Consider the following 20,753-nt stretch of genomic DNA (forward strand, 5'->3'; position numbering starts at 1 on the left):
TGTCGCAACTGCCGGGCGCCGTCGACTCGGGCACGGCCGCGCTGCCGCAGCGTGTGCTGTCCGACACGCCGTTTCCCACCGCGCAGCATTTCGTGACGAGCGAGCTCGCCCGCACGATCGGCGAGCGCCACGATTCCGACGAACACCACGACCGCAGCCAGCAGCCGGGCCTGTTCGCGCCGCTCAGCGCGCACCGCAACGACATGCTCGGTTATGCGAACCTGTTCCAGTTCGCGGCCCCCGAAAACCGGCACGGCATGCGCGCGGGCGACATTGAGCTCACGCTGTCCGATACGCTGAACCGTCTCGACGTGCCGCCCGAGGTGCGCATCCAGCTCGGCGATCTCGTCAGCGGCAAGGTCGCGATGCGCGCGAGCGCGCAGCGCGGCGACTACTACCGCGTCGCGTTCGATACGAACGACGGCACGCCGCGCCTTACCGCGCTCGAGCTGCGCGTCGCTGGCCGCACGTTCGGCGCGATCTGGTTCCGCGCGCCGGGCGCCGAGCACGGCGCGTACTACGCGCTCGACGGCTCGCCGCTCGAAGCCGCCGCATTCACGATGCCGGTCAAATGGACGCGCATCAGCTCGTTCTTCGGCGAGCGCGTCCATCCGCTGTCGCAGGCGATGGCGTTCCACACGGGCGTCGATCTCGCCGCGCCGACCGGCACGCCCGTCGACGCGGCGGCCGACGGCGTCGTGTCGTTCGTCGGCACCGATCCGGGCGGCTACGGCCGCTACGTGATCGTCGATCACGCCGACGGTTACTCGACCTATTACGCGCACCTGTCGGCGTTCGCGCACGGTCTCAAGACGGGCGAAACCGTGAAGCAGGGCCAGCGCATCGGCTCGGTCGGGATGACCGGCGCCGCGACAGGCCCGCACCTGCACTTCGAGGTGCGGGTCGCGAACAACCCGGTCGACCCGCTCGTCACGCTCGCGAGCGCGCAGACGGCGCTGTCCGACATGCAGCTCACCGCATTCCGCCAGGAAGCGGCGCAATGGCGCTTCCGTCTCGCGTCGATCAATACGGCGCCGTTCGCGTTCGCGCAGAACGACGGGCCGCTGTGGGGCGATTTCGCGACCGACACGTCGACGCTGCGCGCGGTCTTCAATACGCACTACGCCGCGTCGTGACGCACCGGCCGCCCGCCGTCGCTCGACGAACAGCGGCGCGCGGCCGCCCCTCCCCCTTCCTTGTGCGTGCTGCCCGCCGGGCCCGACCAGCCCGGCGCGTTGTCCGCCGCGAAGATTCCGCGACACTTGCCGCCTCACCGGCACGTCGATGCGGCCGCGGCTCGCCGTTACCGCGCCGGTTCCGTGTACTCGACCGCCGCATCCGCGGCGCGTTGCGTGCGTGGGCGGCGTGACAACAGCCAGCGTGCCGCGCCGTCGAGCGACGTACACAGCACCAGGTAGATCAGCGCGACGAACAGGAAGATCTGCGCCGGATACACCATCAGCCGGTTGTTCACCTGCGTCGCGACGAACGACAGTTCAGGCACGCCGACGATATAGGCGAGCGACGTGTCCTTCACGAGCGCGACCCACTGATTGATGAACGACGGCGTCATGATCCGGATCGCCTGCGGCAGCAGCACGTAGCGCACCGTCTGCCAGCGCGTGAGACCGAGCGACAGCCCGGCCTGCCATTGCCCGTCGCCGGCCGCGACGATGCCCGCATGCACCGCGTGCGCGAGATACGCGCCGCCGATCAGCGCGAGCGCGCACACGACCGTCGCGAGCCCCGGCACGTCCATGTGCAGCAGCACGGGCATCAGGAAGTAGGTCCAGAAAATCAGCATCAGCACGGGAATCGCGCGGAAGAAGCCGATGAACGCGAGCAGCAGCACGCGCGCAGGACCGCGCGCGAGCGCCATGGCAACGCCGAGCGCGATGCCGAGCACGGCCGATGCAGCGGCCGACGCGATCGCGAGCAGCAGCGACAGCGCGGCGCCGCCGAGCGGCCCCTCCGGGAATGCGCCGACGAGCAGGTACGGCAGATTGGCGAGCAGCAGCGAGAAATCCATCGTCAGCGCCCCGCTCCCAGCCGGTCGCGCCATTGCGTCGCCGCATACGCGCCCGCTTCGATCGCGGCCACCGCCGCGACGTACAGCACGGTCGCCACGCCGAATGCCGCGAAGGTCTTGAACGTTTCGGTCTCGACCTGCCGCGATGCATACGACAGCTCGGCCACGCCGATCGCCATCGCGAGCGACGAGTTCTTCACGAGATTCATGTACTGGCCGAACAGCGGCGGCAACGCGATGCGCACGGCCTGCGGCAGCACCACGTAGCGCAGCGACTGCATCGGCGTGAGGCCGAGCGCGGCCGCCGCATCGTGCTGTGCGCGCCGCACGCCGCGCAGGCCGGCTTCGCATTCCTCCGCGACGAACGCGGCCGTATACGCGCTCAGCCCGACCCAGCCCGCGACGAATTCGAACGACGGCCATGCGAGCGTGAACGGGCCGATGCTCAACGCATGGCGCGCGTTCAGCCATGCGACCCACGTGTCGGGCAGCAGCGACGCGACACCGAAATACCAGAACAGCAACTGCACGAGCAGCGGCGTGTTGCGGAACGTGACGACGTACGCGGCTGCCGCCGCGCGCGGTGCCGTGCCGCGCGCATGCCGCATGACCGCGAGCAGCAGACCGCCGGCGGTCGCGGCGACGGCCGACGCGGCCGCGAGACCGAGCGTCAGCAGGAAGCCCTGCCAGAGCCAGGACAGATATTTGGGAGCCAACCCGAGCATGCTGTGTTGCGGGCGCGAAGCGCGCGATCGGAAGAAAACGGAAAGCGCCGCGAGGCCGGTGATCCGGCCGGTCGCGGCGCGCGTGCGATGCGGATCAGGTCTTGTCGCCGATCCGGAAGATGCGCGTGAGCGGCGTCTTCGTCGTCGGCCCGAACCATGCGTCGTAGATCTGCACGGCGCGCCCGTTCGCCTCGAGCCCCTTCAGCGTGTCGTTGACGAAGCCGAGCAGGCGCGTCTCGCCTTTCGGCACGCCGACGCCCATGTAATCGTTCGAGATCGTGAACGCCGGGATCTCGTAGTTCTGCTTGTCCGGCACGTTCGCGAGCAGGCCGATCAGCTTCGGGCCGTCCTGCGTGATCGCCTGCACGTTGCCGGCACGCAGCGCGGCGAACGCGAACGGCGTGTCGTCGTACGCGACGATCGTCGCCTTCGGGAATTTCTCGCGCAGCGTGATTTCGTTGGTCGTGCCCTTGTCGGCGCCGACGCGCAGCCCGTTCAGCTGGTCGGCCGATTTCAGCACGCCCTTCTTCGCGAGAAACTGCTGGCCCGACGAGAAATACGGGATGCTGAAGTCGACCTGCTTCGCGCGCTCGTCGGTGATCGTGAAGTTCGCGAGCACGAGATCGACCTTGCCGGACGTCAGGAACGGAATGCGGTTCGCGGGGTTGGTCGGCTGGAGCTGCAGCTTCACGCCGAGCTTGTCGGCGAGCGCCTTCGCATAGTCGACGTCGAGACCGACGATGTGATTGCTTTTGCCGTCGACATAGCCGAACGGCGGGTTGCTGTCGAACGTCGCGACGCGCAGCACGCCGGCCTTCTTGATATCGTCGAGACGGTCCGCATGCGCGACGGTGCCTGCGGTAATGAGCGCAGCCCCGACGAGCCACGTAGCGAGAGTGTGGATTTTCATGAGCACGACCTGATTTGTTATGAAGGCCGCCGCGGATCGCGCGGCGGCCCGGTTCGAAGAACATCGCGACGGAGTGTGTCGTCGCGAAGCCGCTAACGTATCAGCGCGTGCGGCGAATCCGAACCAACAAATGGTGCTTTGCTCAGCGGGTTTCGTGATGAGGCTGGCGGCGCGGTCACGCGCCGTCAGCGCCCTCTTCCCCGTCCGCGGACGCCGCACACAGGAATTCGCCTGCGTCCGTGTCTTGCAGATAATCGAGCGAGCGGTCCATGCTGAGGAACGACAGCGTGCCCGCAGCGCCCAGTGCGTAGAGCGTGCGATGGTCTGGCGCGAAGATCACCTGCGACACGCCGCCCGCCACCGGAAATTCGCCGACCGTTCGGCGGGTCGCCACCTTGATCACGCGCATCGGCGAACCGTCGTACGCGGTCACGGCGATCAGCTTGCCATCATCGCTGCCGTCGAAGCTGTGTGCCGAAGTCTGGCAGACCGGATAGGTCTTCAGGGATGCCAGGCTCGCCGGGTCCACCCATTTGACCGACGACGCGCCGTAGAACCATGTTCCCGCGCCCGGCGCGCCCGGTTCCGCCCGGATGAAACCTGCATCGAGCGGATACGAGCGGAGCGGCTCGTTCGTCGACGTATCGAACGCGACGATCGTGCCTTTCTGCATTGCGTTGACATTCAGTTGCTTGCCGTCCGGCGACAGCCACATCGACAGTGACCGCCCGAACTCGACGCCCGCCCCGTCGCCGTCACCCAGTTTCAGCGTCGCGACGACCTGCGGCCAGTGCGTAATGCTGACGACGGACACCGTATCGTCGACGCCGTTCAGCACGTAGAGCCTGTCGTGCGATGCCGATGCGACGATCGCACGCGGAAACCGGCCGAGCATCGCACTGTCGACGATCTTGCCGCTCGCCAGATCGATACGTACGACGCTGTCCTCGCGCATCGACGTCACATACGCGTAGCGCTCATCCGGGCTGACAACTACTCCGCTCGCGCCGCGGCCGCGGCACATGTTGCTTGGACAACCGTTGAGCCCCGTCTTGAATGGCTCGCCGGCAATCGTTTGGACCACCGTGCGCTTGTCGACGTCGACGACGACGAGCGTGTTCTCGTCGTTGTCGGTGATGTACAGGCGCTTGCCCGACGCTCCCATGACCATTGCATAGGTACCCTTGCCGACCGGGACGACCGTGCCTGCGGCCAGTTCCGCGGACACGGGTGCGGCGCGATGCTGCTCGTCCTCGCGGATCTGCTCGGCGATCGTGTCCGCATCGCGCTTCGCCTGCTGCCGCGCGTCGTCCTGCGCACGCTCGCGATCCACGGCCGTGCGTAGCTCCTGCAGCTCCGCGCTGCCCGCGCGCTGCGCCGCAAACAACATCACGCCGCTACCCAGCACCGCCAGCGTGACCGGCAGCACCGCGCCACGCAGCGAAGCGCCCGAAGGACGAAAACCGTACAGTATCCAGCCGGCGACGAAACCCGTGACGACACCGCCAAGATGCGCAGCCTGGTCGATACCTGAAATGAAGAATCCCGACGCCAGGTTGATGGCGATCACCTGGGCCACCGCGCCAAGATTGATGACGACGCCCGCATCGCGACCGCGGTCCGCACGCCGGTGCAATGCGAGCGCGGCGGCCGCGCCGGCCAGTCCCATCAGCGCGCCCGACGCACCGACGCTGACGACCGGGCGGATGCCGCTCGTCGGCATCACGATGCCGAACGCGACCTGCATTGCGCTGACCTCGTGATGCCCGGACCAGAGCGCGCTCAGCAGCGAGCCGCCGAGCGCCGACAGCAGGTACGCGACGCCGAACCGCAGTGAGCCGCCCGCGCGCTCGAGCACGGTGCCGAGCACGATCAGCATGTAAAGGTTCAGCGCCAGATGCAGCCAACCGCCGTGCAGGAACGCGCTGGTCAGCAGGCGCCACGGCTGCCCGGTCAGCGTATATGGCGCGAAGTTGGCGCCCCAGCCGAGCAGCAGACTGTTCGTCAGCGCACCGTACGATGCCTGTCGCCACATCAGCACGAAGACGGCGAGGTTGACGACGGCCAGCAGGATCGTCAGGCCCGGAACGGATGATCGTTGTTCTTTCATGGATATTTTTTCAATCGTCGATGGCGCCTCGGACAGGCGTTGGCGATTGTATATCCTGGACACGCGAATGATCGGAACAAAAAAAGACGCCCGCTGCACGCAGCGGGCGCGAATCCCAGTCAAGGAGGTGTCACACGAACTACGGGTTCAGGTTACGGAAATCGTCCGCAACGGACAACGAATCGATTTCGATAACGATATGACGCGACACGCTCACGCCGGCTGCTGTTGCGTGGTGCAGTGGATGCCGCCGCCACCCGCGGCGATGCCGTCGATGTTCAGCTGGATGACCTCGCGGCCGGGAAACAGGTCGACGAGCGTGTCGCGCGTATTGCGGTCGGCACGGCTGTCGCCGAATTGCGGCGCGATCACCGCGCGATTGCACACGTAGAAATTGATGTAGCCGGCCGCGAACTCCGCGTTCTCGTATTGGTGCCGGACGGTCTTCGGGCCCTGCAGCACCACGACCTTCAACAGGCGCCCCTTCGCATCGGTGGATTTCCGCAGGATCTCCAGATGCTGCCGCGTCACTGCGTGGTCGTACAACGAAGGGTCCGTGTCGAGCCCGGCCACCACGACGCCCGGGCTCGTGAAGCGCGCGTAGAAATCGGTATGCCCGTCGGTGATGTCCTTGCCGGCGATGCCCGGCAACCAGATGATCTTCTTCAGCCCGAGCAGGCGGCTCAGCTCGGCTTCACACTGCGCCTGACTGACGCCCGGATTGCGGTTCGAATTGAGCACGCAGCTGCGCGTGATGATCGCCGTGCCCTCGCCGTCCACCTCGATGCCGCCGCCTTCCAGCACGAGCTTCGTGTCGATCAGCCGCGCACCGGCGCGTTCAGCCACGAACGGCGCGACTTGCGCGTCCTGGTCGTGTTCCTGCTTGTTGCCCCAGCCGTTGAAATTGAAGCTCACGCCACCGAGCTGGCCCGACGCGTTCTTCACGAACACGGGCCCGGTATCGCGCATCCACAGGTCGTCGACCGGATGCTGGACGAGTTCGACCGACGAACCGCACAGGCGCGACGCGACCGCGTAATCCTCTTCCCGCACCAGCATCCTGACCGGCTCGTGCGCGGCGATCGCCTTCGCGACCGCGGCAAGATGCTCGCGCACCACCGGCAGCAGCCGCGCGCCCCAGATGTCCGCGCTCGGGCCGAACGCCATCCAGGTCGCCGTGTGCGGCGCGCCTTCGTCCGGCATGTGCCAGGTGGCGCCCTGCTGCGCATGCGCGGCGCGGCCGAACAACCCGCCCATCGCGCCGGCGGCCAGCGCCGCGCCCGAGACGGACAGGCCGCGTTTCAACAGTTGACGTCGTGTAGTCATGGCATTCCTCTTTCGCTTGCCGGTTATTTCGGTTGTTTCGGTTGTTTCAGGGCGGGCCGTCACGGTCGCGCCGTCTTGAAGCCGAGCCAGGTCCGGCCTTCGAGACGCATCGCGGCCGGCGATTCGGCGATCGGCGTGAACAGCCTGCGCCGCGTCGATTCGTCCGGATAGACGCCCGGATCGCGCACCAGCGCCGGATCCATCAGCTTCAGCGCGCCCTGGTTCGCATTCGCGTAGCGTGTCGAGTTCGAGATCTTCGCGATCACGTCCGGACGCAGGATGTAGTTGATGAACGCATGCGCGTTGTCCGAATGTTTCGCGGATGCCGGAATGACCATCGCATCGAACCACATCAGGGTGCCGAGCCGCGGAATGTCGTACACGACGTCGCGCTTCGGATCGCGCGCCTTCGCCTTCTGCGCGGCCAGGTTGATCGCGCCGGAAAAACCGACCGTTACGCACAGCTCACCGTCGATCAGCTCGTTGGCGTCGGACGAACCCACGAACTCGCGGATGAATGGCCGGATCTTCATCAGCATCGCCTGCGCGGCCGCGTAGTCCTGCGCGGACGGATGCATCGGATCGCGGCCGACATAGCGCAGCGCCAGCGGCAGCACGGTGCTCGCGGAGTCCTGCAGGCCCAGGCCGCACTTCGCGGCGACGCGCGACGCGATCTCCGGCTTGAACAGCAGGTCGAGGCTGTCGGCCGGCATGTCCTTGCCGAGGATCGCGCGCACCCTGGCGCGGTCGTAGCCGACGCCCACGGTGCCCCACATGTACGGCACGCCGTACTGGTTGCCGGGATCGGACTGCGCCATCTGCTTCAGCAGCGACGGATCGAGATACTTCAGGTTCGGCAGCCGGTGCTTGTCGAGCTTGCGAAACACACCTGCCTGGATCTGCCGGGCCATGAAGTCGTTGGTCGGCCACACGAGGTCGTAACCGCTGTTGCCGGTCAGCAGCTTCGACTGCAGCGTCTCGTCGCTGTCGTACGCGTCGTAGCGCACCTTGATGCCGGTTTCCTTCTCGAAACCGGCCAGCGTATCCGGCGCGAAGTAATTGCTCCAGTTATAGAGGTTCAGCACCTTCTCTTCGTCGGCGCGCGCCGTTCCCGCCAGCACGCACAGCGCGAGGCCCGGCGCCGCGACACGCAACCATCCTTGCCGTTTCATCGGGCGTCCCTCATCGATAGCAGGACGATACGCCGTCGCTGGTCAGCAACGTGCGATACATCTCCGGACGACGATCGCGGAAGAAGCCCCACGATTGCCGGTCGGCGCGGATCGCGTCGAGATCGAACGTGTGCACGAGCACCGCCTCGTCGGTGCGGTTCGCCTCGGCCAGCTTCTCGCCGGTGTGATCCGCGATGAAGCTCGACCCGTAGAACACGCCGGTGAGCGCCTGCTGCTGCGGATTGCCGTTGCCGAAGCCGGCTTCGCGGCCAATCCGGTTGGCCGCCACCACCGGAACCATGTTGGCGGCCGCGTGGCCCTGCATCGTGCGCTGCCAGTGGCCGGACGAATCGAACGCACTGCTGAACGGCTCCGAGCCGATGATGGTCGGAAAGCACAGGATCTCGGCGCCCATCAGCGCGAGGCAACGCGCCGTCTCCGGATACCACTGGTCCCAGCAGATACCGATGCCGATCCGGCCGAAGCGCGTATCCCACACCTTGAAGCCGGTATCGCCCGGTGTGAAATAGAACTTCTCCGTATAACCCGGCCCGTCCGGGATATGCGTCTTGCGATAGACGCCGAGCACGCGCCCGTCCGCGTCCGCCACGGCGATCGAGTTGTACGCGGCATTGCCCGCACGCTCGAAGAAGCCGATCGGCAGCACGACGCCGAGTTCGCCGGCCAGCGCCGCGAAACGGGCGATCTGCGCGTTGCCTTCGAACGGCTGCGCGAGTTCGAGATGGCGCACGTTCTGGTCGAGGCAGAAGTACGGCATCGCGAACAGCTCCGGGCACAGCACGAGATTCGCGCCCTGCGCGGCGGCCGCGCGGATCAGGCGCTCCGCGGTGGCCATGTTGTCTTCGAGATTCCAGCTGCCCGACGCCATCTGGACGGCGGCGACGGTGATGTGTTTGGACGGCATTGCGATTGCTCCTCGATGGAACCGGAAACCGCTGACGGGACGTCGCTCAGTGCGCGACGGACGGCTGCTGCTGCGTCGAACAGTGGATGCTGCCGCCGCCGATCGACAGCGTCGGGATCGGCAGCATCTGCACCTTGCGCGTCGGGAACGCCCGGCTGAAAGCGTCGCGTGCGGCCTCGTCCTGCTCGACGCCGAATGCGGTCACGATCACCGCGCCGTTCACCAGAATGTAGTTCGCATAGCAGTCGCAGTAGCGCTCGGAGCCGAAGCGTTCGCTGACGATCGGCGACGGCAGGTCGAGCAGCTCGAAACGGCGCCCCGCCGCATCGGTCGCGAGCTCCAGCGCGCGGCGGTTTTCCCGCATCACGCGGAAATAGTCGCCCTGTTCCGGCAGTGCGGTCTGGCACAGCATCCGGCCCGGTGCGATGAACGACGCGATGCCGTCCACGTGCCCGTTCGTCTCCACTTCGTCGGGGTTGCCCGGCAGCCACACGATCTTCTCGACGCCCAGCATGCGGCGCAATTCCGCTTCGATCTCCGCGCGGCTCAGGTGCGGATTGCGGTTGGGATGCAGCAGGCAGCTCTCGGTCGTGACCAGCGTGCCCTGCCCGTCGACGTAGAACGAGCCGCCCTCCAGCACCATGTGCGAATTGAAGATCTCGGCGCCGGCCGCGCGCGCGATGTCCTGACCGGCCTGCTGGCAGCCGTCGTACGGCTGGTACTTCTCGCCCCAGCAGTTGAAGCGGAACACGGCCGCGCCCAGCCCGCGCCGTTCGCTCACGAGGAAGATCGGCCCGCAATCGCGCAGCCAGTTGTCCTCGGCCGCGACCGGCAGCACGTCGACGCTCGGGCCCACCAGTTCGCGCGCGGCATCGGCCTGGCTGTGGTGCACCGCGACCACGCAGCGCTGATAGCGCGCGATCGTGCGCGCGACCAGCGCGAATTCGCGGCAGACCTGCGCGTAATGCGTCCCCCACAGGTCCTCGCGATTGTCGAGCACCGGCCATCCGAGCCACGTCGCGTGCATGGATTCCCATTCGGCGGGCATCCGGTAACCGCGCTGGCGAGCATCAAAGCGACCCATCGATCCGACTCCGTTGTGATTGATGAGCGATTTTCCGCCAGGTTAAACTTGATGAATATTGATATTTCTTGGCCGAATCAATCAATTCACCTCATACCTCGATGCAACGCGTTCCGTCCCTGAAACTACTGACCGGCTTCGAAGCCGCGGCCCGGCTGGGCAATTTCTCGCGCGCGGCCGACGAGCTGCACCTGTCGCAGTCGGCGATCAGCCACCAGATCCAGCAGCTGGAAGCGCAGCTCGGGCAACCGCTGTTCCGCCGGCGCGGCCGCGGCGTCGAGCTGACCATCGCCGGCGAGGTCCTGCAGCGCAGCGTCCAGCGCGCGATGGACACGTTGCGCGGCGGGCTCGACCGCATCGCGACCTACCTGAACCCGGGGCTCGTCGTGCTGGTGTGTCCGGCGCCGCTGCTGCACGGCTGGCTGCAGCCGCGCCTCGAGCAGTTGCAGCAGGCGCTGCCGGACCTGTGCCCGTTGCTGTCGACCGACGAAACCGCGCGCTACGTCGACGAGATCGACGTCGACATGACGATCGGCACGCGGCCGATGCTGCAGCCGGGCCTGGTCGATATCCCGTTCATGCGGGACGAATGGGTGACGGTATGCGCGACGCCGCTGGCCGAGACGCTCGCCCGCGTGCCGCGCGCCGAACACGCGCGGCACGCGGGGCTCGTCTGCCTCGAAGCGAGCCTGACCGACGAGCGCATGGCGACCGTCTTTCGCGAGCAGCTGTCGGATTTCCGGATGCAGGCGATCTACGACGACCAGCGGCTCGTGCTGGACGCCGTGCAGCGCGGCCGCGGCATTGCGTGCCTGCCGCGCCTCGTCGCGCAGGCCGGCCTCGACCAGCACGTGCTGACCGTGCTCGCCGACTACCCGCGCCTGCCCGGCACCACATGGTGGCTGTCGCGGATGGAAGGCCCGTCGCGCTCGCCGATCGTCGAGCAGATGTTCGACTGGCTGGTCCAGCAAGGCATCCTGTCGAGCGTGGCCGACCCGGCGCCCGACCATGCACCGCCTCCGCCCGCGTAATCGAACGTCGAAAAAAAACGTCCCGCCGGCTGGCGGGACGTTCGTCATGATGCGAATGCGTACGACGCGCGGCCGATCACGGCTCGTGACGCAGGTACCCTTCCTTGCTCGGATCGCGCATCCGCCACGACACGATCAGCGAAATCGCGCACAGCACGGTCACGTACCAGTAGAAGGTTTCCTCGCTGCCGATCGACTTGAACCACAGTGCGACGTACTCGGCCGAGCCGCCGAAGATCGCGTTCGCGACCGCATACGACAGGCCGACGCCCATCGCGCGCACTTCCGGCGGGAACATCTCGGCCTTGATCAGCCCGCTGATCGACGTGTAGAAGCTGACGATCGCGAGCGCGACCGTGATCAGCACGAACGCCGCCACCGGGCTCGTCACGTCCTTCAGCGCGTGCATCAGCGGCACCGTGCCGATCACCGCGAACGAGCCGAACAGGATCATCGACGTGCGGCGGCCGATCCTGTCGGACAGCGCGCCGAACACCGGCTGCATCAGCATGTAGACGAGCAGCGCGACGGTCATCACGTTGCTGGCCGTCTTCGCATGCATGCCGGCCGTGTTCACGAGGTACTTCTGCATGTACGTCGTGAACGTGTAGAAGATCAGCGAGCCGCCGGCCGTGAAGCCGACCACCGTGAAGAACGCCCCCTTGTGCTGCCACACGCCGCGGATCGTGCCCGCGTTTTTCTTGTCGCGCGATTCGGACGTCGACGTCTCGTCGAGCGACTTGCGCAGGTACAGCGAGATCAACGCGGCCGCCGCGCCGACCACGAACGGAATGCGCCAGCCCCACGCCTTCAGTTCGTCGCCCGACAGCGTCTGCTGCAGGATCACGAGCACGAGCAGCGCGCACAGCTGGCCGCCGATCAGCGTCACGTACTGGAACGACGCGAAGAAGCCGCGGCGGCCCTTCAGCGCCACCTCGCTCATGTAGGTCGCGCTCGTGCCGTATTCGCCGCCCACCGACAGCCCCTGGAACAGCCGCGCAACCAGCAGCAGCGCCGGCGCGAGCGCGCCGATCTGCGCATAGGTCGGCAGCACCGCGATCACGAGCGAGCCGCCGCACATCATCAGCACCGAGATCATCATCGCGTTGCGGCGGCCGTGGCGGTCGGCGATGCGGCCGAACAGCCAGCCGCCGATCGGACGCATCAGGAAGCCGGCCGCGAACACCCCCGCCGTGTTCAGCAGCTGCGTCGTCGTGTTGCCGCTCGGGAAGAATGCCGGCGCGAAGTACAGCGCGCAGAACGAGTAGATGTAGAAGTCGAACCACTCGACGAGGTTGCCCGACGAGGCGCCGACGATGGCGAACACGCGCCGCCGGGTGTCATGCGCGGACAGCGCGGCTTGTTCGGTCTGGACGTCCATGGATTGGTCTGTTCCTTGTAGTACTTTCTGGGCGAGGCGGCTGGGCCGCCGCGTGCGGTCGAACGTGGCACCGGTTCCGGCGCACGGCGCTACGGGATTTTAGCGAAATGTAAAGTAACAGGCTCTCCGGGTTCGTCCGGATGTAGAAAATTTTTCTCCCGCCATGCGTTCGTCATATGAAAACGCCAGCCCGCAGGCTGGCGCTCGATGCAAACTTCCCGCTGGCGATGTTCAGATCCGCACCTCCGGCGGCACGTAGCGGCACTCGTAGCGCTTGCGTACGGTACCGGCCTCGTCGACGCTTTCCAGGAACACGTCGAATTGCCAGAGCCGGGCCATGTGCTTGAGCACTTCGTCGCTGTCGTTCGACAGGTGACGGTTGTCGGTCATGAAGTGGCGCAGCGTGAGGCTGCGGTCGCCGCGCGTGTTCACCGCCCACACCTGGATGTTCGGTTCGCGGTGATGGATGTCGTACTGCCTCGACAGTGCCTGCCGCACATACTGGTAGCCCGAATCGTCGTGGATCGCCGACACCTCGAGCGAATCGCGCATGTCGTCGTCGAGCACCGAGAAGAGCCGCATGTCGCGGATCAGGCTCGGCGACAGGTACTGCGCGATGAAGCTCTCGTCCTTGAAGTTGCGCATCGCGTAGTGCATCGCCGGCAGCCACGGGGTGCCCGCGATCTCGGGAAACCACTTGTAGTCTTCCTCCGTCGGCGCTTCGCAGATCCGCCGGATGTCGCTCATCATCGAAAAGCCGAGCGCGTACGGGTTGATCCCGCTGTAGTACGGCTTCGTGACGGGCGGCTGGTAGACCACGTTGCTGTGCGAATGCAGGAACTCCATCATGAAGCTGTCTTCCAGCTTCCCCTGGTTGTACAGCGTATTCAGCAACGTGTAGTGCCAGAACGTCGCCCAGCCTTCGTTCATCACCTGCGTCTGCCGTTGCGGGTAGAAATACTGGCCGATCTTGCGCACGATGCGGATCACTTCCCGCTCCCACGGTTCGAGCAGCGGCGCATTCTTTTCCGCGAAATACAGCAGGTTCTCCTGCGGCTCGGGCGGATAGCGGTCTTCCTGCTCCTCCATCAGCTCGGGCTTCTTGCCCGGCAGCGTGCGCCACAGTTCGTTCACCTGCGACTGCAGGTACGCCTCGCGCTCGCGCCGCAGCGCGGCCTCCTTCGACAGCGAAGGCTTCTGCGGCCGCTTGTAGCGGTCGACGCCGTAGTTCATCAGCGCATGGCACGAATCGAGCAGTTCCTCGACACGATCGAGACCGTAGCGCTCCTCGCATTCCGCGACGTAGTTCTTCGCGTACACGAGATAGTCGATGATCGCGTGCGCGTCGGTCCACAGCCGGAACAGGTAGTTGCCCTTGAAGAACGAGTTGTGCCCGTACGCCGCGTGCGCGATGACGAGCGCCTGCATCGTCATCGTGTTCTCTTCCATCAGGTACGCGATGCACGGGTTCGAGTTGATGACGATTTCGTACGCGAGGCCCATCTGGCCGCGGCGGTAGCTCTTCTCGGTCGACAGGAAGTGCTTGCCGAACGACCAGTGACGGTAGTTGACGGGCATCCCGACCGACGCATACGCGTCCATCATCTGCTCGGCGCTGATCAGTTCGAGCTGGATAGGGTAGATGTCGAGCTCGTATTGTTCGGCGACCTGCGAGATGTGCGTGTCGTATTCCTCGAGCAATTCGAACGTCCAGTCGGACGGGCACGGCAGCGGCTTGCGTTCGGCAACGTTCATACGCGCTTCCTTTTGCCCTGGGCCGGGCAAATCGGCGGCCGGCGGCGGTGGTTCGGCCTGCCCGCGTTGCTGCGGTGCGGCAGGGCCGGCCGTGTCGTCGCCGGAAGGGCGCGGCGCATAGCCGCGCGACTCGTTGTGCAGATGGCGGGTCGTCATGACATTTCCACCTGCTTTTCGAACAATTCGCGAAACACCGGGTAAATGTCGGCAGCCGATTCCACTTTTTTCATCGCGAGATGCGGCTGAGACAGGGCCAGTTGCGCGTATTCCAGCCACAGGTTCTGCTCTTCCGGCGCGACCTGGATATACGCGAAGTAACGCACCTTCGTGAGGATATCCTCTTCCAGGATTTTGCGACACTTGGGCGAATCGTCAGTCCAGTTGTCGCCGTCGGACGCCTGCGCGCCGTAGATGTTCCACTCGGTCGGCGAGTAGCGCTCGTTCATCACCTTGCGCATCAGCTCGAGCGCACTCGACACCACCGTGCCGCCGCTCTCGGTCGAATGGAAGAAGGTGTCCTCGTCGACTTCCTCGGCACGCGTGTGGTGGCGGATGAACACCACCTCGATGCGCTCGTAGTTACGCTTGAGGAACAGGTAAAGCAGGATGAAGAAGCGCTTCGACAGATCCTTGCGCTGCTCGTCCATCGAGCCCGACACGTCCATCAGGCAGAACATCACGGCCTGGCTCGACGGTTGCGGCTGCTTCACGCGGTTGATGTAGCGCAGGTCGAACGGATCGATGAACGGAATCCGCCAGATGCGCCCCTTCAGGTGATGGATCTCGGCCTCGAGCACCGCGATCTCCGCGCGCCGGTCTTCCGGGTCGCTCTTCATCGCCTCGAGCTGCGCCTCCAGCTCGCGCAGCTCGTTGACGAGCGGCGAGCCGAGCGCGATGCGACGCCCGAGTGCGCTGCGCAGCGAACGCACGACGTCGATGTTGTTCGGCGTGCCTTCCGCCGACCAGCCCGCGCGCACGTTCTTCCAGCTCGGCACCGTCAGCAGGTGCGTCTTCACGAGGCGAGGCAGTTCGAGATCGTCGAAGAAGTACTGCATGAACTCGTCGCGCGACAACTCGAACACGAAGTCGTCCTGCCCTTCGCCCTCGTTGCTCGCCTGACTGCCTCCGCCGCCCGAGCCGCCCTGCGGGCGCGGGATCTTGTCGCCGCGCACGTAGTCCTCGTTGCCGGGGTGCACGTATTCACGACGCCCGCCAGGCGCGTGCCGGAAATTCGGCTCCGCGATGTCCTTGCGCGGGATCGTGATGCTCTGCGTGCTCTGGATATCCTTGATGCTACGGTCGCGCACCGCGTCGGACACGGCACGACGAATGTAGTTCTTGACGCGACGCAGAAAGCGTTCGCGGTTGGCGATACTCTTGTTCTTGCCGGCCAGCCTGCGGTCGATGATTTGATGAAGCACTCCCGGTCTCCCGCTCGAAAGTCGATCTGCCGGGGCACTCGCCGCGCATGCCGTCTGCCGTCATGCGGGCGGCGCCTCTGAAAGCGCCCGTACGGTCTCGCCGTACGGGCGCGGTACCGCGCGCGTCATGATGACTTGCGCACGCGCAGGTACCAGTCGCAAAGCAGCCTCACCTGCTTCGGCGTATAGCCCTTCGCGACCATCCGGTTCACAAAGTCCTCATGCTTGCGCTGCTCCTCCGCCGAACCCTTCGCGTTGAACGAAATCACCGGCAACAGTTCCTCGGTATTCGAGAACATCTTCTTCTCGATCACGACGCGCAACTTCTCGTAGCTCGTCCACACGGGGTTCTTGCCGGCGTTCGCCGCCCGTGCACGCAACACGAAGTTCACGATCTCGTTGCGGTAATCCTTCGGATTACTGATGCCGGCCGGCTTCTCGATCTTCTCCAGCTCCGCGTTCAGCGCGGCGCGGTCGAAGCTCTCGCCCGTATCGTGATCGCGGAATTCCTGGTCCTGGATCCAGAAGTCCGCATACGTGACGTAGCGGTCGAAGATGTTCTGGCCGTACTCCGAATACGACTCGAGGTAGGCCGTCTGGATCTCCTTGCCGATGAAATCCGCGTAGCGCGACGCCAGTACGTCCTTCACGAAGGACAGATACTTCTGCTCGGTTTCCGGCGGGAACTGCTCGCGTTCGATCTGCTGCTCGAGCACGTACATCAGGTGCACGGGGTTGGCCGCGACCTCGCTCGAATCGAAGTTGAACACGCGCGACAGGATCTTGAACGCGAAGCGTGTCGACACGCCCGTCATCCCTTCGTCCACGCCCGCGTAGTCGCGGTATTCCTGGTACGACTTCGCCTTTGGATCGGTATCCTTGAGGTTTTCGCCGTCGTACACCTGCATCTTCGAGAACAGGCTCGAATTCTCCGGCTCGTGCAGCCGCGACAGCACCGAGAACTGCGACATCATCTTCAGCGTGCCCGGTGCGCAGACGGCCTCGGCCAGCGACGAGTTGCGGATCAGCTTCTCGTAGATCTTGGTCTCTTCCGATACGCGCAGGCAGTACGGCACCTTCACGACGAAGATCCGGTCGAGCAGTGCCTCGTTGTTGCGGTTGTTGCGGAACGCCTTCCATTCCGACTCGTTCGAGTGCGCGAGGATGATCCCGTCGAACGGAATCGCGCCGAAACCCTCGGTGCCCTTGAAGTTGCCTTCCTGCGTGGCGGTGAGCAGCGGGTGCAACACCTTGATCGGCGCCTTGAACATTTCGACGAACTCGAGCAGGCCCTGGTTCGCCAGGCACAGGCCGCCGGAGTAGCTGTACGCGTCGGCGTCGTCCTGCGCGTACTGTTCGAGCTTGCGGATATCGACCTTGCCGACCAGCGACGAGATGTCCTGGTTGTTCTCGTCACCCGGCTCCGTCTTCGCGATCCCGATCTGCCGCAGGATCGACGGATAACGACGCACCACGCGGAACTGGCGGATGTCGCCGTTGTATTCGTGCAGGCGCTTGACGGCCCACGGACTCAGGATGTTTTTCAGGTAGCGGCGCGGAATGCCGTACTGTTCCTCGAGGATCGGGCCGTCTTCGTCGTAGTCGAACAGCCCGAGCGGCGATTCGTTGACGGGCGAACCCTTCAGCGAATAGAACGGCACGCGCTCCATCAGTTGCTTCAGACGCTCGGCGATCGACGACTTGCCGCCGCCCACCGGGCCAAGCAGATAGAGGATCTGCTTCTTCTCTTCGAGCCCTTGCGCAGCGTGACGGAAATATGCGACCACCTGCTCGATCACTTCCTCCATTCCGTAGAACTCACGGAACGCGGGATAGACCTTGATGACCTTGTTCGCGAAGATCCGCGACAGGCGCGGATCGTTGCGGGTATCGATGTGTTCAGGTTCCCCGATTGCTGCCAGCATGCGTTCACCAGCCGTCGCGTACGCGGATGGATCGTTCTTGCAGAGCGCGAGATACTCCTCCAGCGAGAGCTCTTCCTCTCGCGTTTTTTCGAAGCGGTTCGCGAAGCTGCTGTAAATATCCATGCTACCTCCCTCGCCTGAGTCTGAAGACGTGCCTGCCTTCGTACGACTGCGCAGAAGCAAGCGCGTTCGAATTCATCCTAAACCCTTTCTTATTTTTTTTCACGAACTCTTCGTATGAAGTTCGTCATTCTCGACAACACCGCTTGGACAACGCATTTCGTCGTTTTACAATCGATCTCCCGAGCCGCAGAAACTGCATCCGTCGCGTCTCGTCGAACAACGGAACGTCTTGTGCGTTGGACACATCCGACGTCGTCACTTCCCCCTTCATCCCTATACGTTCGAGCAGCCGTTTGCGACGACACGTTGCGCGCGCCGTTACAAATTTTTTTCGCAGCGCCCTTACGGAGATACCCGTACGACGGATGCGGGAACTTCACTCGCACCTGTGCGCACCTCCGTCGATGCAGATCGTTCGATGCACGCAACCCTGCACGATCGTCGTTCATGTACGTCGACTGTCACATTTCTCCACCGCAGAAACGACGACGCCCGCATGTTGCGGGCGTCGTTCGCTACCAAATGGGGATAGATGCGCGGCACGCGCGAATCAGAAGGTTTCCCAGTCGTCCGCGCCACCGGTAGCGGCCGCCTGCGCGGGCGCAGCGGCGGCCGCGACGGGCTTGCGCACCGGTGCCGCAGCAGCCGCGCGTTTCGGCTGGGCATCGCGATCGTCGCGCGCAGCAGCGACAGGCGCGGCAACCGCCGCGGAAGGCGCACGCGGCGCGTGACGCACCGCAACCGGTGCCGCGGCACCCGGCCGCGACGTGTCGTCGGCGAGCTGGAATACCGCTGCCGTTTCACGCAGGCGCCCGGCCTGTTCGTCGAGCGACTGCGCGGCGGCCGCGGCTTCCTCGACGAGCGCCGCATTCTGCTGCGTGACCTCGTCCATCTGCGCGACCGCGCGCGCCACCTGATCGATCCCGCCGCTCTGCTCCTCGGATGCCGCCGCAATCTCGCCCATGATGTCCGTCACGCGCTGCACCGCGCCGATCACGTCGCTCATCGTGCGCCCTGCCTCGTCGACCAGCGTGGAACCCGACCGGATGCGCTCCACCGACGCGTCGATCAGCACCTTGATCTCCTTGGCCGCGGCCGACGAACGCTGGGCCAGGCTGCGCACCTCGCCCGCGACGACCGCGAAACCGCGGCCTTCCTCGCCGGCCCGCGCGGCTTCCACCGCTGCATTCAGCGCAAGAATGTTGGTCTGGAACGCGATTCCCTCGATGATCGCGATGATGTCCGCGATCTTCGCCGAGCTGTCGTTGATCTCGCCCATCGTGCCGACCACCTGGCCGACCACCGTATTGCCCTTGTTTGCAATCTCCGACGCATTCGCGGCCAGCGAACTCGCCTGGCGTGCATTGTCTGCGTTCTGCTTCACGGTGCCGGTCAGCTGCTCCATGCTCGACGCGGTTTCCTGCAGCGCCGCGGCCTGCTCCTCGGTGCGCGACGACAGGTCGATGTTGCCGGCCGCAATCTGGCGCGCCGCGGTCGCGATCGACTCGCTGCCGCCGCGCACGGTGCGCACCGTCTCGACGAGCCCGCGCTGCATCTTGCCGAGGCCCTCGAGAAGCTGGCCCATCTCGTCACGCCGGTCCACGACGATCGGCCGGCGCAGGTCGCCGGCGGCAATCGCGTCGAAATGCGCGAGCGCGTCGGCAATCGGGCGGCCGATCGCGCGGCTCAGCGTCAGCCACGACACCACCGCGGCAGCGAAGCCGGCCACCAGCGCGACGATGGCCAGCACACGCAGCGTCTCGTACACCGATTCCGCATGATCGAAGTTGGCTTGCGCGTCACTGAACTGGTAGTTGCGCAACGCCTCGCTCGCCGTCGAGAGGTCGGTGTAGCGCGCCTGGAGCTGCTTTGCGCCGTCGCCGATGCGGTCGGCCTGATTCGCCCCGAGCACGCTCGCGAACGCGTCGCACTCGTGCTGCAACGCCTGCCGCTTCGCGGCGACGTCCTGTGCGATGCGATCCTCCTCCGGGCCGCGCGGCAACGCGAGATACTTTTGCCACCAGGTGTCCGACTGCGCGCGCATCCCGCGGCTTCGCTCGATGGCAGCCGCCGCATCGGGCGTGCCGGCCAGGAGCGCCGCCCGGTCGAGGGCCAGGCGTTCGCGCGCCGAATAGATCTCGGCAAGCGAGACATCGACCGCGCTTGGCATCTGATTCTTGAAGATCTCGCGCGTCGTGCCGTTCGCGCGCGTCATTCCATACACGCCGAGCCCACCGATCACACCGAGGAGCACCGCCAGAAACGCCATCGTGAAACCGATGCGCGCACGAATCGTCAGGTTTTTGAACGCCATCATCCTTCCTGTGTTGCGTCGTGATGGACGGGACGGACCCGTCGCTTCGAAGCATTGCTTCACCTGATGCATTTACGACCATGCATCGCACAACTTGATGGCGTTTCCGCTATTTTTTCGAATTATTCGTCTGTTTATTACAAATAGCTGAACGAAAATACGTACATCGCCGTGCACTGGCGTGCACATCGATGGAAGGCCCTCCGTCGCCGCGCGCATCGCGGATACGCGGCCGGCCGTCGTTTGCGACGAACCGGCTGCGATACATGATCAGGCCCTATCCGGCCAGTTCGGCAAGCGTGGGAATCGACGGTTGCGCGCCCGCCCGCGTGACCGACAGTGCCGCCGCGCGTTGCGCGAAGCGGATCGCGGTGTCGACGTCCGCGCCGGCCGCGAGCCGCGCGGAAAAGCCGCCGATGAAGGTATCGCCGGCCGCCGTCGTGTCGACGGCCTGCACGGCCGGCGCCGGATAATGCCGCGCGGCGCCGTCGGCCGTCAGCGCAAGCACGCCGCGCGCGCCCA

16 protein-coding genes are annotated in these 20,753 nt (G+C 65.5%); 2 read left to right on the plus strand and 14 right to left on the minus strand.

The annotated features are described in order from the left end of the window. The coding region (locus tag DPV74_RS26275; protein WP_240440019.1) for a M23 family metallopeptidase at positions 1-1,136 on the plus strand (1,136 nt) is incomplete at its 5' end. A 167-nt stretch (positions 1,137-1,303) separates the two neighbouring features. On the opposite strand, the gene DPV74_RS26280 is transcribed toward DPV74_RS26275, so the two are convergent. From DPV74_RS26280 to DPV74_RS26315, 8 genes are all read right to left on the minus strand, one after another. Further along, on the minus strand, positions 1,304-2,029 hold the full coding sequence (locus tag DPV74_RS26280) for an amino acid ABC transporter permease (RefSeq protein WP_119338250.1): 726 nt from the start codon (positions 2,027-2,029) through the stop codon (positions 1,304-1,306). 2 nt (positions 2,030-2,031) lie between these two features. Beyond that, positions 2,032-2,754 carry an amino acid ABC transporter permease gene (locus DPV74_RS26285; protein ID WP_060084842.1) on the minus strand — a complete coding sequence of 241 codons (723 nt, stop codon included), beginning with the start codon at positions 2,752-2,754 and terminating at the stop codon, positions 2,032-2,034. A gap of 94 nt (positions 2,755-2,848) precedes the next feature. Further along, positions 2,849-3,664, minus strand: a complete 816-nt coding sequence (locus DPV74_RS26290; protein WP_059682687.1) for an ABC transporter substrate-binding protein — start codon at positions 3,662-3,664, stop codon at positions 2,849-2,851. A 175-nt stretch (positions 3,665-3,839) separates the two neighbouring features. Next, a complete protein-coding gene (locus DPV74_RS26295; RefSeq protein WP_060372686.1) occupies positions 3,840-5,774 on the minus strand; it encodes a rhomboid family intramembrane serine protease in 1,935 nt (644 codons plus the stop codon). 213 nt (positions 5,775-5,987) lie between these two features. After that, positions 5,988-7,100, minus strand: a complete 1,113-nt coding sequence (locus DPV74_RS26300) for an agmatine/peptidylarginine deiminase (RefSeq protein ID WP_119338246.1) — start codon at positions 7,098-7,100, stop codon at positions 5,988-5,990. Between the two features lie 59 nt (positions 7,101-7,159). Further along, positions 7,160-8,272 carry a polyamine ABC transporter substrate-binding protein gene (locus DPV74_RS26305; RefSeq protein ID WP_119338247.1) on the minus strand — a complete coding sequence of 371 codons (1,113 nt, stop codon included), beginning with the start codon at positions 8,270-8,272 and terminating at the stop codon, positions 7,160-7,162. Between the two features lie 10 nt (positions 8,273-8,282). After that, complete coding sequence (gene aguB / locus DPV74_RS26310) at positions 8,283-9,197, minus strand: N-carbamoylputrescine amidase (RefSeq protein WP_060358156.1); 915 nt, start codon at positions 9,195-9,197, stop codon at positions 8,283-8,285. A gap of 46 nt (positions 9,198-9,243) precedes the next feature. Beyond that, the gene (locus DPV74_RS26315) at positions 9,244-10,281 is read right to left on the minus strand and encodes an agmatine/peptidylarginine deiminase (RefSeq protein WP_059817137.1); all 1,038 of its coding nucleotides are present in this window, start codon (positions 10,279-10,281) and stop codon (positions 9,244-9,246) included. Between the two features lie 101 nt (positions 10,282-10,382). Here DPV74_RS26315 and DPV74_RS26320 point away from each other — a divergent pair, with 101 nt between their 5' ends. Then, entirely contained in the window at positions 10,383-11,312 is a 930-nt protein-coding gene (locus DPV74_RS26320; protein ID WP_060084836.1) for a LysR family transcriptional regulator, read from the plus strand. A gap of 76 nt (positions 11,313-11,388) precedes the next feature. Here DPV74_RS26320 and DPV74_RS26325 read toward each other — a convergent pair whose 3' ends face one another. The 6 genes from DPV74_RS26325 to DPV74_RS26350 form a co-directional block, all read right to left on the minus strand. Further along, positions 11,389-12,693, minus strand: a complete 1,305-nt coding sequence (locus DPV74_RS26325; RefSeq protein ID WP_021163178.1) for an MFS family transporter — start codon at positions 12,691-12,693, stop codon at positions 11,389-11,391. Positions 12,694-12,924: 231 nt separating this feature from the next. Continuing rightward, a complete protein-coding gene (locus tag DPV74_RS26330) occupies positions 12,925-14,604 on the minus strand; it encodes a SpoVR family protein (protein WP_027787471.1) in 1,680 nt (559 codons plus the stop codon). Then, the gene (locus tag DPV74_RS26335) at positions 14,601-15,869 is read right to left on the minus strand and encodes a YeaH/YhbH family protein (protein ID WP_021163180.1); all 1,269 of its coding nucleotides are present in this window, start codon (positions 15,867-15,869) and stop codon (positions 14,601-14,603) included. Before DPV74_RS26335 ends, DPV74_RS26330 begins: the two co-directional genes overlap by 4 nt. A 125-nt stretch (positions 15,870-15,994) precedes the next feature. Further along, complete coding sequence (locus DPV74_RS26340) at positions 15,995-17,917, minus strand: PrkA family serine protein kinase (RefSeq protein WP_021163181.1); 1,923 nt, start codon at positions 17,915-17,917, stop codon at positions 15,995-15,997. 550 nt (positions 17,918-18,467) lie between these two features. Then, the gene (locus DPV74_RS26345; RefSeq protein ID WP_119338248.1) at positions 18,468-20,231 is read right to left on the minus strand and encodes a methyl-accepting chemotaxis protein; all 1,764 of its coding nucleotides are present in this window, start codon (positions 20,229-20,231) and stop codon (positions 18,468-18,470) included. Positions 20,232-20,508: 277 nt separating this feature from the next. After that, the coding region (locus DPV74_RS26350) for a PfkB family carbohydrate kinase (RefSeq protein ID WP_240440020.1) at positions 20,509-20,753 on the minus strand (245 nt) is incomplete at its 5' end.

It is taken from the genome of Burkholderia sp. HAN2018 (assembly GCF_024704855.1).
GTDB classification, from domain to species: domain Bacteria; phylum Pseudomonadota; class Gammaproteobacteria; order Burkholderiales; family Burkholderiaceae; genus Burkholderia; species Burkholderia cepacia.

What these genes read in the sequence shown, in the direction of transcription:
- DPV74_RS26325 (WP_021163178.1), bottom strand. Translation starts at nt 12,693, where the DNA reads ATGGACGTCCAGACCGAACAAGCCGCGCTGTCCGCGCATGACACCCGG.
- DPV74_RS26290 (WP_059682687.1), bottom strand. Translation starts at nt 3,664, where the DNA reads ATGAAAATCCACACTCTCGCTACGTGGCTCGTCGGGGCTGCGCTCATT.
- DPV74_RS26340 (WP_021163181.1), bottom strand. Translation starts at nt 17,917, where the DNA reads ATGGATATTTACAGCAGCTTCGCGAACCGCTTCGAAAAAACGCGAGAG.
- DPV74_RS26315 (WP_059817137.1), bottom strand. Translation starts at nt 10,281, where the DNA reads ATGGGTCGCTTTGATGCTCGCCAGCGCGGTTACCGGATGCCCGCCGAA.
- DPV74_RS26285 (WP_060084842.1), bottom strand. Translation starts at nt 2,754, where the DNA reads ATGCTCGGGTTGGCTCCCAAATATCTGTCCTGGCTCTGGCAGGGCTTC.
- aguB (WP_060358156.1), bottom strand. Translation starts at nt 9,197, where the DNA reads ATGCCGTCCAAACACATCACCGTCGCCGCCGTCCAGATGGCGTCGGGC.
- DPV74_RS26320 (WP_060084836.1), top strand. Translation starts at nt 10,383, where the DNA reads ATGCAACGCGTTCCGTCCCTGAAACTACTGACCGGCTTCGAAGCCGCG.
- DPV74_RS26305 (WP_119338247.1), bottom strand. Translation starts at nt 8,272, where the DNA reads ATGAAACGGCAAGGATGGTTGCGTGTCGCGGCGCCGGGCCTCGCGCTG.
- DPV74_RS26295 (WP_060372686.1), bottom strand. Translation starts at nt 5,774, where the DNA reads ATGAAAGAACAACGATCATCCGTTCCGGGCCTGACGATCCTGCTGGCC.
- DPV74_RS26300 (WP_119338246.1), bottom strand. Translation starts at nt 7,100, where the DNA reads ATGACTACACGACGTCAACTGTTGAAACGCGGCCTGTCCGTCTCGGGC.
- DPV74_RS26280 (WP_119338250.1), bottom strand. Translation starts at nt 2,029, where the DNA reads ATGGATTTCTCGCTGCTGCTCGCCAATCTGCCGTACCTGCTCGTCGGC.
- DPV74_RS26345 (WP_119338248.1), bottom strand. Translation starts at nt 20,231, where the DNA reads ATGGCGTTCAAAAACCTGACGATTCGTGCGCGCATCGGTTTCACGATG.
- DPV74_RS26330 (WP_027787471.1), bottom strand. Translation starts at nt 14,604, where the DNA reads ATGACGACCCGCCATCTGCACAACGAGTCGCGCGGCTATGCGCCGCGC.